Source organism: Pollutimonas sp. M17 (assembly GCF_025836975.1).
Classification (GTDB): domain Bacteria; phylum Pseudomonadota; class Gammaproteobacteria; order Burkholderiales; family Burkholderiaceae_B.
This window is the reverse complement of record NZ_CP107548.1, coordinates 3551176-3563030: the sequence shown is the minus strand read 5'-3', so window position 1 is coordinate 3563030 and position 11855 is coordinate 3551176. Positions and strand designations below refer to the sequence as shown.

Below are 11855 nucleotides of genomic sequence, written 5' to 3'. Positions count from 1 at the left end.
GACGTTTACTTCTTGCAGACCTCGTAGTTCGAAATGTCGATATCGAACCATTTTTCGCTGGAGGCCTTGATGGTGCCGTCGTCGATCAGCTTGCACAACGCGGCGTCGACTTTCTGCTTGAGCTCGGTTTTTTCTTTGTTGATGCCCACGCCGATGCCATAGCCCAGTACTTCCGGGGCGGACGAGCCTTTGATGACCAGCTTGGACAGGGCGAAGTGCTTGTCGCCGACTTTTTTCAGAAACTTGGATTGCGAGGTCAGGTCGGCGAAGGTCGCGTCCAGGCGTCCGGCATCCAGATCGATCTGCATCTGATCCAGGGTGTCGTAATTCTTGACCTTCAGGCCGGGTGCCGATTTGCGCAGGTAGTCGCCATGGGTCGTGCCGCCCTGCACGCCGACCGTCTTGCCGGCCAGGCCCTGGAATATGGCATCGGCGCTGGCTGCCGAAACCAGGGCGCTGTCCTTGGGCAACACGAAAATCGCGTCTTCGACCGCATAGGGAATGCTGAACGAAATGCGCTTGCTGCGCTCGGGCGTGACCGACATGCCCGAGATGATCAGGTCGAAGCGGTTGGCGTCCAGGGATGGAATCAGGCTGTCGAAGGCTTGCACGACAAAGCGGCAGTCCGCATTCAGCTCCTTGCAAAGCGCATTGCCCACGTCGGCGTCGAATCCGCTGACTTTGCCGGCGGCATCGACCATGCTCCAGGGCGGATAGCCGCCTTCGGTGCCGATCTTGAGGGTGTCGGCCGAGGCGATGTTCAGCCCCAGCAACGCCAGGCCGGCGCACAGCGCGGCTTTCTTGATAATGGGTGTGATCACTTGAGTCTTCCTAGATGAGGCCGCTCGAGCGGCCGGCAATTGTTGTGGTTCGTCTGCCATGGCAGGGGCGATCGCAATGGACGGTGTCGTCCCGGAACCAAGATCTTACCAAAGTGTCGGGGGGGCCCGCCTGGGCGCGGCGGGGTTGCCGGCACTCCGCCGGGGCTTAATGAGCGGGACGCAGGAACTGGCGCAGGCGCTCGGATTCGGGATGGCCGAACAGGGTTTCGGGTGCGCCTTCTTCTTCTATCCGGCCGTTATGCATGAACAGGGTCCGGTCGGAGACCTCGCGGGCGAACTTCATTTCGTGCGTGACCAGCAGCATGCTGCGGCCTTCGTCGGCCAATTGCCGGATGACGCGCAAGACCTCGCCCACCATTTCGGGATCCAGCGCCGAAGTGGGCTCATCGAACAGCAAGACGTCGGGATTCATGGCCAGCGCGCGTGCAATGGCGACGCGCTGTTGTTGCCCGCCCGAAAGCTCCGCGGGGTAGGCGTCTTTCTTTTCAGCCAGGCCGACTTTGGCCAGCAGCTGCAATGCATGGTCGCTGGCCTCATGTCTGGAGACGCCTTGCACATGCACCGGCCCCTCGATGATGTTTTGCAGCACGTTGCGATGCGACCACAGATTGAAATTCTGGAAAACCATGCCCAGGCGTGCGCGCACGCGTTCCAGTTGGCGGGGGTCGCTGCTGACCGCCACGCCGTCCTTGCGCTTGTGGCTGCGCAAGGTCTCGTTGCCGATATGGACCAGGCCCTGGTCGGGCACCACCAGATGGTTGATGCAGCGCAAAAGGGTGCTTTTCCCGGAGCCCGACGCCCCGATAATGGAAAGCACATGGCCCTGGCGAGCCGAGAACGAGATTCCGCGCAGAACCTCGTTCGAGCCAAAGGATTTATGGATGTCTTCCACCCTGACGGCGTAATCGCTTGCGGTCATGGAGTAAAACGCATCGCGGCGGGCATTGGGACGGGCGGGATCGGCATGGCTCTTGCGTCGGCGCAAAAGCGTTCATTTTACCCTGTCGCGTGACGGTTTCATGGCGCCTCTGCGCGTCCCCGCCGCCGGCGCCCGCCCGGGGTGCCCCGGCGCATCAGGCGGGACAAGGCTAGAGCGCGCGCCGCAATTCGGCGGGCGGATATTTGATCTGGGCCCGGTATTTGGAAACGGTCCGCCGGGCCACGACCACGCCTTCCCGCGCCAGCTTGCTGGCGAGCATGACGTCGGACAGCGGCGCCTGCGGGTTCTCCTCGGCGATCATTTCCTGGATCAGAGCCCGTACCGCCACGGCGGAGCAGGTGCCCCCCGAGCGGGTTGCCAGCTCGCGCGAGAAAAAATGCTTGAACTCATAGATGCCGCGCGGCGAGGCCAGGTATTTGTTGCTGGTTGCGCGGGAGACGGTGGATTCATGCAAGCCGAGTTCGTCGGCGATCTCGCTGAGCATGAGCGGCCGCAACGCGATCTCGCCATAGTCGAAAAAGGTCTGCTGACGCGCCACGATGGCTTGCGCGACGCGTTGTATGGTCGTGCTCCGCTGCTCCAGACTGCGCATCAGCCAGCGCGCTTCCTGCAGTGCCTGTGCCATCAGCGAGCGGCCGTTATAGCGGGTTTCCTTGAACACCTGCGCATAGACCGTGTTCAGGCGGGCCTGGGGGATGGCGCTGTCGTTGGCGACGGCGACCCACGACTTGCCCACCTTGCGCACGATAACGTCCGGCACAATGTAGCAGGACGGGTCGACGGCGCTATACCGCCCTCCCGGCCGCGGATCCAGCGAACGTATCAGGGCGCATGCCTGCTGCAAGTCTTCGGACGTGCAGTCCAGGGCCCGCGACAGGCCCGGGTAGTCGCAGCGGCCCAGCCTGTCGAGCTGTTCATTCACGATACGCAAGGCCAGCGCGCGGCCGGCGGTGGACGGCGGCCGCGCATCCAATTGCAGCCTCAGGCATTCGGCCAGGTCGCGCGCGCCCAGGCCGGGGGGTCCGAGTTGCTGCACCAGACGCAGCGCGACTTCCCATTCCTGCTCCTGCGGAACGGAAGAAAACTGCGTGGCATCGGCCAGATCCGAAAAAGGAATCCGAAGGTAGCCGTCGTCATCGAGGGCTTCGATGATGTATTGCACCAGCTCGTAATCGCGTTCGCTCAGCTTATAGGCGGAGGCGTCGGCCAGCAGGCTCTCTTTCAAGGAGGTCTCGCTGCGCGCCCACTGGCCCACATCCGTGGCGGGCTGGTCGGCGTTCCGGCTGGCGGGGTAGTCGCCGGAATATCCGGAGGGCGCTTCGGCCTCGATGTGCTGGGTGGCCGGCATGATGTCCGGTTCACCGCCTCCGTCCACGGAGGCCTGCGGCGAAGGCGGCGCTTCCGGCTCGGCCTCGGGGCGGGCGGGCATCGCGTCGGCCGGCGGCTGATCGTCCTGTTCTTCCAGGAACGGATTGTTGGCAATCGCTTCGGCCACTTCGCGGCTGAAATCAAGGGTGGACATCTGAAGAAGTTTTACGGACTGCTGCAGCCGGGGCGTAAGCGTGGTTTGCTGGCGGGTCTGCAATTCATAGGAAATCTGGGCCACTTCGTGTCTCCCTGTCTAAGGTTATGCGTATCGAGTGCAATGGATGTTCAAGCAACATCCATGCCAGAGTGTGTAATCCAATGCTGTGGGGGTTTCGGGATGTTTCCGAAAGAGGCGGGCGCCTTGGAACGCTTCAGGATTCTCTTATGCGCGGCGCGGTTGTTTCCACCCGTTTGGCGCCGCTTGGGCGCCATTGGGGGCCTGCGGAATTGCGCCGTCCCATCCTAATTTACCGGCGTTTGTAAGAAGTGCCTCGCGGACCGTCGCCAAGGCCCAGCCCGGCTTGCACTTCCGGTATGTCGGCACATTGTTTGCTAAGAGGCGGCTGAGACGGCCCGGCCTTCGCCGCGGCTGCCAACGTAAATGCAAGGAGACGCTATGGGCAAGAATCAGGGAGGACGGCGCGCGCACACGGGTGGCCGGACTGACAGGCGCGATGGCGAGCCGGACTTCGAGGCGGGCCACGGCTATGCCGGAGCGCATGCCGCGCGAAGAGGCGAGCCCATACACAGCCGCAGCGCGGATCCGGGGCAGAGCAGCTATGGCGGTTTCACCAACGAGGACACGCGCCTGCAGCGGCAGCAGCTCGGCTCATATCCCGAAAGAGGCGGCTACGGAGGATATGGATATGGCGGCTTCGAGCAGGGATCCCAGCGGGGGCGCCGGATATTGCCCAAGGGATACACGCGCTCGGACGAGCGCCTGCGCGAGGACATATGCGAACGGCTCAGCCATAGCGGCCTGGATGTGAGCGAGGTGTCGGTCACGGTGTCCCAGGGCCAGGTGACGCTGGAAGGCACCGTCGAGGACAGAAGGCTGAAGCACGCCATCGAGAACCTTGCGGACGATTGCCTGGGCGTGCAGGACGTCGATAACCGGATGCGGGTTCAACGCGCAGGCAGCGGCAAGGGCGACGTGTCCATTGGAGAACCATGATGCGAAAAATAGCGATAGTCAGCGAGCATGCCTCTCCCATTGCACAGGCCGGCGGCGTCGATAGCGGCGGGCAGAACGTGTATGTGGCGCAAGTGGCGCGCCGCCTTGCGGCGATGGGCATGCAGGTGGACGTGTTCACGCGCCTGGACAACCCCTACTTGCCCGCGGAAATGGAGTGGGATGAAAAACTGCGCATTGTGCATGTTCCGGCGGGGCCCGCGCGGTCGCTGCCCAAGGAGGCGCTGCTGCCCTACATGGGCGATTTCAGCGCCTACATGGATCGATATTTCGCCCGCAGCGAAGGCTATGACCTGATACATGCCAACTTCTTCATGTCGGCCATGGCGGCGTTGCCCGTGGCTCGGCGCGCAGGCATACCTCTGGCCGTCACCTTCCACGCTTTGGGCCGGGTGCGGCGCCAGCATCAGGCGCAGGCCGATATGTTCCCGGATGCGCGCTTCGACATCGAGGACGACATTGTCCGCCGGGCCGACCGCATCATCGCCGAATGCCCGCAAGATAAAAAGGATCTGATCGATCTGTACCATGCCGATCCGTCCCGCATCAGCATGATCCCTTGCGGATTCGACGATCACGAAATGTGGCCCATGGACAGGGCCGCGGTGCGCGCCGCCCTGGGGTGGGATCCCGACGCCTTCTACTTGCTGCAACTGGGGCGCATGGTGCCGCGCAAGGGCGTGGACAACGTGATCCGCGCATTGGCGCGTTTGCGCAGAAACGGAACAGTGGACGCGCGCCTTTGCATCGTGGGCGGCGAGACGGGAGATCCCATGGATGCGGCCACGCCGGAGCTGGTCCGCTTGAGGGACATAGCCCGGGACGAAGGCGTGCTGGACTTCGTGGACTTCACCGGCCGCAAGGCGCGGCACCAGCTACGCCGATACTACTGCGCCGCCGACGTCTTCGTGACGACGCCCTGGTACGAGCCGTTCGGGATTACACCGGTCGAAGCGATGGCATGCTCGCGGCCCGTCGTGGGAGCGGATACCGGCGGCATACGCTATACGGTGGTCGATGGCGAAACCGGCTTTCTGGTCCCGCCCCGCGAACCGGCCCAATTGGCGGCCAAGCTGGATGTGCTTGCACGCGATCCGGCGCTGGCGGCCCGCATGGGAGCCGCGGGCCTGCGCCGGGCACGGAAGCTGTTCACCTGGGACAGCGTGGGCATGCAGCTGGCACGAACCTTCGAGGAACTGGCCGGACATGCCGGCGTGCCGATTCCGGCAAGGGAAGTGCCGGAAGGGCAGGCATTGAGGGCATAAAGCACGCCGGCGGGCGTGCCGCCGATCACGATAGAAGGAAGAAACATGGATGCGTATGAATACGATACGTTGAAAGGGCGTGTCGTCCTTGTCACCGGAGCGGGGCGCGGATTGGGCGCGGCGATCTGTGAATGCCTGGCCTCGGCCGGTGCGCATATCGCCGCGGCGGATGTGAACGAAGCGGCAGCGCGGCAAGTGGCTGAGCGCATGGCAGCGGACGGCGGCACCGCAAGCGCTTTTGCGCTGGACGTGGGCGATGAGGAACAGGTGCGGCGTGTCCTGGCCGACGCCGCCCGGCAATTGGGGCGGCTGGACGCGGTAATCAACAACGCCGGAATCGATGTCACCACCGACATCGGAAACCTGGGCAGCGGAGATTGGGACCGCGTCATACGCACCAATCTGACCGGCCCCTTCCTGATGGCCAAGCATTGCCTGGAGCATCTGGCGCCCGGCGGCCATATCGTCAACATTGCCTCGACGGCCGCAAGGCGCGCCTGGCCCAATGCCAGCGTCTATCACGCCAGCAAATGGGGGCTGATGGGACTGACCCATGCCCTGCATGCCGAACTGCGTTCCGCCGGCGTCAAGGTTTCGGCAGTGATTGCGGGCGGCATGCGCACGCCATTTCTCCTGGACCGTTTTCCCGATATCGACGCAAGCCTGCTGCAGGATCCCCTGAACGTGGCCAAGGCGGTCAAGTTCGTCTTGACGCAGCCGCCCGAGACCGTGATTCCAGAGGTCATGGTGCTGCCCATGAAAGAGACCTCATGGCCATGAGACCCGCAATCTTCCTGGACAAGGACGGCACGGTGCTGGCCGATGTGCCGTACAACACACGGCCCGAACGCATGTGTTTTGCGCCCGGCGCGGCGGTGGGCCTGGCCCTGCTGGCGACGACCGGCCTGCCCCTGGTCGTCATCAGTAATCAGCCGGGCGTCGCCCTGGCCAGATTCTCCATCGATGAACTCCAAGGCGTGCACAAGCGCCTGGAGGAAATGTTCGCCGAGGCGGGCGCGCGGCTGGCCGCGTTCTATTTCTGTCCGCATCATCCCGACGGCGTGCATCCGGACTATGCCAGGGTCTGCGATTGCCGCAAGCCCGCCCCGGGGCTGCTGCACGCGGCCGCGGGCGCCATGTCCATCGACCTGGCATCGTCATGGTTCATCGGGGATATCCTGGACGACGTCGAGGCCGGCCGGCGCGCCGGATGCCGGACGGTACTGCTCGACAACGGCAACGAAACGGAATGGCGCGGCGGCCCTTGGCGCTGGCCGGATCGCATGGAAAAAAACATGGAGGGCGCCGGGCGATGGATTGTCCACTGCCTTGCCGGCGGCGATAGGCGGGGCAGCCCCGCCCATGCAACAGGAGCGCCAGCATGAGCGGACAAGCGCCATGGAGCGAAGTGCGCCGCATCGTATGCATACGCCTGGACAACATGGGCGACGTGCTCATGACGACACCGGCCTTGCGGGCCTTGAAGGAATCCGGTTCGGAGAGGCATCTGACCCTGCTTGCATCGCCCTCGGGCGCGCTTCTGGCTCCCTTCCTGCCTGATGTCGACGAGACGATGAGCTACGAGGCTGCCTGGGTGAAGAACGGCTCCAGCGGCCGGGCGCAAGACCGGGCCGTCATCCGGGCCTTGCGGCGCGGCAACTTCGATGCCGCGGTCATTTTCACCGTATACAGCCAAAGCGCGCTGCCGGCCGCATTGATGTGCCATCTTGCCGGCATTCCCCGGATACTGGCGCATTCGCGCGAGAATCCCTACCGGCTGCTCAATCCCTGGGTGCGCGATACCGAGCCCGGCGAAGGCATCCGGCATGAAGTGCAAAGGCAGCTCGACCTGGTGTCCGTCGTGGGCGCGCGCTGCGAAAACACACGCCTGTCTTTCGCCACGCGCCAGATGGACCGAGACGCCCTGGAGGCCGCCTTGCGCAAGAAGGGGGTGAGCCGTTCCCGGGGCTACATCGTGGCGCATTGCGGGGCCACCGCGGAATCGCGCCGCTATGGCGCCGAGGGGTATTCGCAGGCCTTGTCGCTGCTCAAGGACCTGGGCCGGCCCATCATGTTTACGGGCACGTCGGCGGAATGCGCCCTGGCAAGCCGCATTGCTTCGCGCTGCGAGCCTGGCCTGGAACTCGTGGACTTGACCGGCGACCTTGCCCTTGGGGAGTTCGCCTGCCTTATCGAAGGCGCCGATCTGCTGATTTCCAACAATACCGGTCCGGTGCATATCGCCGCCGCGGTGCAGACGCCCGTAGTGGATCTGTACGCACTGACCAATCCGCAGCATACGCCCTGGCAGGTCGCGCATCGGCTGCTCTATCACGACGTTCCGTGCAAATATTGTTATCGCAGCGTTTGCCCGCAAGGCCACAACGCTTGCCTGAACGGAGTGCCCCCCCAGGATGTGGCGCGGGCCGCCTGGGAACTGCTGGAGGAAAAAGCATGCATACTCTAGGGATCAACGCAGCCTTCCATGATTGTTCGGCGGCGCTGCTGCGGGACGGCAAGGTGCTGGCCGCGGCCGAGGAAGAGCGCTTCACCCGCATCAAGCATGGCAAGCGTCCCGTGCCATTTTCCACATGGCAGCTGCCTTACCATGCCATCGACTATTGCCTGCGGGTGGCGGGCATCAGCCTGGGCGACGTCGACCATATCGCCTATTCGTTTGATCCGGCCCTGCTGCAACCGGCGCTGGCGCCCGATGGAATCCTGACCCTGCCCCTGGAGCACTCGGCCGCCCGCCGGCCTGAAGGCCAGGGGTCGCCCTGGGATCCGCTGTTCCTGTCCTACATCATCAATGCACCCCGGCAACTGGTGGACGGAGTTCCCCACCATTTGCGCCAGCGCTTTGCAGGAGCGAGCCTGGAACGCATCATGGAAAAATGGCAGTTCGTGGAGCATCATCTGACCCATGAAGCCAGCGCCTTCCTGGCCAGCCCCTATGACGAAACGGCGGTGCTGACCATGGACGGGCGCGGCGAGCGCGCGTCGACCAGCTATGGGCACTACCGCGACGGCAAATACGACCGGATCAAGCAGATCAATCTTCCCCATTCGCTGGGGCTGCTCTACGAGGACGTCACCCGCTACCTCGGATTCCTCCATTCATCCGACGAGTACAAGGTCATGGCGCTGGCGTCCTATGGCAAGCCGGTGTACGTGGACGATTTCAGGGATATTCTTCGCGAAGACGGAGCGGGCGGATATACCGTGCAGGCCGCGGACCTGGCCGCCCGTTTCGGTCCGCCCCGCAGACGTGGCGAGCAGTTCGAGCAAAAGCACATGGATATCGCCCATTCCCTGCAATGCGTGCTGGAGGAAACGGTGCTGGCCATGGCGCACTGGCTGCATGGCGTAACGCGTTCGGACAAGCTGTGCATGGCCGGCGGCGTGGCGCTCAATTGCGTCATGAACGCCCGGCTGGCGGCGCAAAGCCCATTTCGGGACATCTGGGTGCAGCCGGCCGCCGGCGATGCGGGCACCTCGCTGGGGGCCGCCTTGTGGGTCGATCTGCATCAGCGTGAAGGCGGGCGGCAATGGACCATGGATCACGCCTACCTGGGTCCGGAATACAGCGATGAAGAGATCGAATCCTTCCTGGACTACGCCGGCTTGCGCTATACACGCCTGACCCAGGTCGCCGAGGCCGCCGCCGAACTGCTGGCCGACGAGAAAATCATCGGGTGGTTCCAGGGGCGCATGGAATTTGGCCCCCGGGCGCTGGGCGCGCGCTCCATACTTGCCTCCCCGCGCGACAGCGCCATGCAGTCACGGCTGAACGCGCTGAAAGACCGTGAGGATTTCCGGCCCGTCGCTCCGGTGGTCCTGGCCGAGCGCGCGCACGAATGGTTCGATGCGCGAGGCCGGTCCGCCATCGACGCGCCTTTCATGCTGTTTGTATTCGATGTGCTCCAGGACAAGGCCGACATGATTCCGGCGGTGCGGCATATCGACGGGACGGCGCGGGTGCAGACCGTCACTCACTCCCAGAACGCTTTGCTGCATGAACTGCTGACCGCTTTCGGTGAGAAGACCGGCGTGCCGGTGCTGGTCAACACCTCGTTCAACACGCGGGGCGAGCCGGTCGTATGTTCGCCGCGCGATGCCCTGGAGTCGTTCTGGACCTCGCCCCTGGACGCCCTGGTGATAGGCCGCTATCTCGTGGAGAAGCCATGATGGGGACTGAAGGCTTGCTGATCTCGGTCGTTGTGCCGACCTACAAGCGGCCCGACCTGTTGCAGCGCTGCCTGTCGGCGTTGCTGGTGCAGTCGCTGGCCCACGATACCTTCGAAATCATCGTTTGCGACGATGGGCCGAGCCGGCAAGCCAGAGAGGTAGCCCTGCTTGCGGACCGCCGCGGCAATGGCCGCCCCTGCGTCCGCTACCTCGAGATCCGCGGCACTCAAGGGCCGGCGGGCGCCCGCAATCAGGGATGGCGCAGCGCCAGGGCGCCCATCATCGGGTTTACCGACGACGATACGGTGCCGGAACCGGGCTGGCTGCAGGCCGGCCTGGAAGGCATGGCCTCGGGCGTGCAGGCGGCGGTAGGGCAAATCGTCATGCCCTTGCCCCCTCGCGCCAGCGATTACCAGCGCGATGCCGCGCGCCTGTGCCAGGCCGAATTCGCCACGGCGAATTGTTTTGTGCGTCGAGAGGCCCTGGAGGCGGTGAATGGATTCGACGAGCGTTTCACGCAGGCCTGGCGCGAAGATTCGGACCTGCATTTCTCCCTGATCGAAGAGGGATTCAGCGTGGCGCCAATACCCGGCGCCGTCGTCATCCATCCCTTGCGGCCGGCGCGCTTCGCGGCCAGCATCGGCATGCAGAAAAAGGTGATGTTCGATGTGCTGCTGTACAGGAAGTTTCCAGTGCTTTACCGGGAGCGGATACGCAGCGGCCCGCCCTGGTTCTATCTGTCCGTGACGCTGGCTCTGTTGCTGGCCATTGTCGGCTTTCTGGCAGGCGCGCCAGGCTTCGGAGCCGTCGCGCTGTGGCTCTGGGCGGTGATGACGCTGGGCTTCTTCTTGCGGCGGCTCTGGCTCAGCGCCTTTACCTTGCGCAACATCGGCGAGTTGCTGCTGTCATCCGTACTGATTCCGCCGCTGTCGGTATTCTGGCGGGCGGTGGGCGCGGCGCGTTTCGGTTGGGCGCTGCCATGACGGGCGGTACCGTCATGCACCCGGCGCCGCGACGGGTGGCCGTGTTCCGGGCGCTGAACCTGGGCGATCTTCTGTGTTCGGTGCCGGCCCTGCGCGCGTTGCGCAAGGCCTTGCCGGACGCCTGGATCGCCCTGGTGGGCCTGGACAGCGCACGGCCGGTGGTGGAGCGCTTCCATCACTATCTGGACGAACTCATCCTGTTTCCGGGGCACGACGCATTTCCGGAGCAGTCGGCGCGTCCGGCCGAGCTGCCCGGGTTCTACCGCCGCATGCGCTCGCGCCGCTTCGACCTGGTCTTGCAGATGCATGGTAGCGGCGCGCAGTCCAACGCCGTGGCCAGCGCCATGGCCGCGCGCGACTGGGCCGGCTTCGTGCCCGAACCGCGGCAGCAAGAGGAAGGGCGCCTGCTGGCCTGGCCGGACGACCAGCCCGAGGTCCGGCGCTACCTATCCCTGGTGTCCTTCCTGGGCCTGCCGCCAGGCAGCGCGGATCTGGAGTTTCCGCTGAACGACGATGACCGCAAGCAGGCCGACGCCCTGGCGGCGCAGCTGGATCTGGACCCGGCGCGATGCATCTTCGTGCATCCCGGGGCGCGGCTGGAATCCAGGCGCTGGCCCATCGAGCGCTTCGCGGCCGTGGCCGGCGCGCTGGAGAAGGAAGGCTGGCGGATAGTCATTACGGGCAGCAGCGAGGAAGAGGCTTTGGCTCGACGCCTGGCGGAGCAACTGTCGCCGCGCGCCGTGAACCTGTGCGGCAAGACCCCGCTGGGCGCGCTTGCCGGCCTGCTGCAACGGGGGCGTCTGCTGATCTGCAACGACACGGGCATATCGCACATCGCGGCGGCGCTCGCCACGCCCAGCGTGGTCATCGCCTCCGGCAGCGACGTTGCCCGCTGGGCGCCCTTGAACCGGGACCTGCATGCCGTGCTGCACCACAGTGTGCCGTGCAGGCCTTGCGCGTACCGGCAATGCCCCATCGGACATGTCTGCGCGAAAGCCATAGGCGTCGAGCAGGTACTGGCCAAGGCGGCCCTTCAGCTTCGGAAGGGGAGGCGCCATGGCTAGGCTTCATGGGCAG

At 64.7% G+C, this 11855-nt stretch carries 11 protein-coding genes; 8 read left to right on the top strand and 3 right to left on the bottom strand.

What is annotated here, in order from left to right; genetic code table 11:
• Positions 1-5: 5 nt before the first annotated feature.
• From OEG81_RS16705 to OEG81_RS16695, 3 genes are all read right to left on the bottom strand, one after another.
• Entirely contained in the window at positions 6-821 is an 816-nt protein-coding gene (locus OEG81_RS16705; protein ID WP_264130402.1) for a transporter substrate-binding domain-containing protein, read from the bottom strand.
• A gap of 166 nt (positions 822-987) precedes the next feature.
• A complete protein-coding gene (locus tag OEG81_RS16700) occupies positions 988-1761 on the bottom strand; it encodes an ABC transporter ATP-binding protein (RefSeq protein ID WP_264132632.1) in 774 nt (257 codons plus the stop codon).
• A gap of 169 nt (positions 1762-1930) precedes the next feature.
• Positions 1931-3388, bottom strand: a complete 1458-nt coding sequence (locus OEG81_RS16695; protein WP_264130401.1) for an RNA polymerase factor sigma-54 — start codon at positions 3386-3388, stop codon at positions 1931-1933.
• Positions 3389-3766: 378 nt separating this feature from the next.
• Between OEG81_RS16695 and OEG81_RS16690 the strand changes: the two genes are divergently transcribed.
• The 8 genes from OEG81_RS16690 to OEG81_RS16655 are packed head-to-tail and all read left to right on the top strand — an operon-like array spanning position 3767 to position 11842.
• The gene (locus OEG81_RS16690; RefSeq protein WP_317135355.1) at positions 3767-4324 is read left to right on the top strand and encodes a BON domain-containing protein; all 558 of its coding nucleotides are present in this window, start codon (positions 3767-3769) and stop codon (positions 4322-4324) included.
• Positions 4324-5607, top strand: a complete 1284-nt coding sequence (locus OEG81_RS16685) for a glycosyltransferase family 4 protein (protein WP_264132630.1) — start codon at positions 4324-4326, stop codon at positions 5605-5607. Before OEG81_RS16690 ends, OEG81_RS16685 begins: the two co-directional genes overlap by 1 nt.
• 45 nt (positions 5608-5652) lie before the next feature.
• A complete protein-coding gene (locus tag OEG81_RS16680) occupies positions 5653-6387 on the top strand; it encodes an SDR family oxidoreductase (RefSeq protein ID WP_264130400.1) in 735 nt (244 codons plus the stop codon).
• Positions 6378-6992 carry a D-glycero-alpha-D-manno-heptose-1,7-bisphosphate 7-phosphatase gene (locus OEG81_RS16675; protein ID WP_264130399.1) on the top strand — a complete coding sequence of 205 codons (615 nt, stop codon included), beginning with the start codon at positions 6378-6380 and terminating at the stop codon, positions 6990-6992. The genes OEG81_RS16680 and OEG81_RS16675 overlap by 10 nt, the downstream gene beginning before the upstream one ends.
• Positions 6989-8074: a glycosyltransferase family 9 protein gene (locus tag OEG81_RS16670; RefSeq protein ID WP_264130398.1), complete on the top strand. Its 1086-nt coding sequence runs from the start codon at positions 6989-6991 to the stop codon at positions 8072-8074. Before OEG81_RS16675 ends, OEG81_RS16670 begins: the two co-directional genes overlap by 4 nt.
• The gene (locus OEG81_RS16665; protein WP_264130397.1) at positions 8062-9795 is read left to right on the top strand and encodes a carbamoyltransferase; all 1734 of its coding nucleotides are present in this window, start codon (positions 8062-8064) and stop codon (positions 9793-9795) included. Before OEG81_RS16670 ends, OEG81_RS16665 begins: the two co-directional genes overlap by 13 nt.
• Positions 9792-10778 carry a glycosyltransferase family 2 protein gene (locus OEG81_RS16660; RefSeq protein ID WP_264130396.1) on the top strand — a complete coding sequence of 329 codons (987 nt, stop codon included), beginning with the start codon at positions 9792-9794 and terminating at the stop codon, positions 10776-10778. Before OEG81_RS16665 ends, OEG81_RS16660 begins: the two co-directional genes overlap by 4 nt.
• Positions 10775-11842 carry a glycosyltransferase family 9 protein gene (locus tag OEG81_RS16655; RefSeq protein WP_264130395.1) on the top strand — a complete coding sequence of 356 codons (1068 nt, stop codon included), beginning with the start codon at positions 10775-10777 and terminating at the stop codon, positions 11840-11842. Before OEG81_RS16660 ends, OEG81_RS16655 begins: the two co-directional genes overlap by 4 nt.
• Positions 11843-11855: the final 13 nt, after the last annotated feature.

What these genes read in the sequence shown, in the direction of transcription:
- OEG81_RS16700 (WP_264132632.1), bottom strand. Translation starts at nt 1,761, where the DNA reads ATGACCGCAAGCGATTACGCCGTCAGGGTGGAAGACATCCATAAATCC.
- OEG81_RS16690 (WP_317135355.1), top strand. Translation starts at nt 3,767, where the DNA reads ATGGGCAAGAATCAGGGAGGACGGCGCGCGCACACGGGTGGCCGGACT.
- OEG81_RS16685 (WP_264132630.1), top strand. Translation starts at nt 4,324, where the DNA reads ATGCGAAAAATAGCGATAGTCAGCGAGCATGCCTCTCCCATTGCACAG.
- OEG81_RS16680 (WP_264130400.1), top strand. Translation starts at nt 5,653, where the DNA reads ATGGATGCGTATGAATACGATACGTTGAAAGGGCGTGTCGTCCTTGTC.
- OEG81_RS16675 (WP_264130399.1), top strand. Translation starts at nt 6,378, where the DNA reads ATGGCCATGAGACCCGCAATCTTCCTGGACAAGGACGGCACGGTGCTG.
- OEG81_RS16670 (WP_264130398.1), top strand. Translation starts at nt 6,989, where the DNA reads ATGAGCGGACAAGCGCCATGGAGCGAAGTGCGCCGCATCGTATGCATA.
- OEG81_RS16665 (WP_264130397.1), top strand. Translation starts at nt 8,062, where the DNA reads ATGCATACTCTAGGGATCAACGCAGCCTTCCATGATTGTTCGGCGGCG.
- OEG81_RS16660 (WP_264130396.1), top strand. Translation starts at nt 9,792, where the DNA reads ATGATGGGGACTGAAGGCTTGCTGATCTCGGTCGTTGTGCCGACCTAC.
- OEG81_RS16655 (WP_264130395.1), top strand. Translation starts at nt 10,775, where the DNA reads ATGACGGGCGGTACCGTCATGCACCCGGCGCCGCGACGGGTGGCCGTG.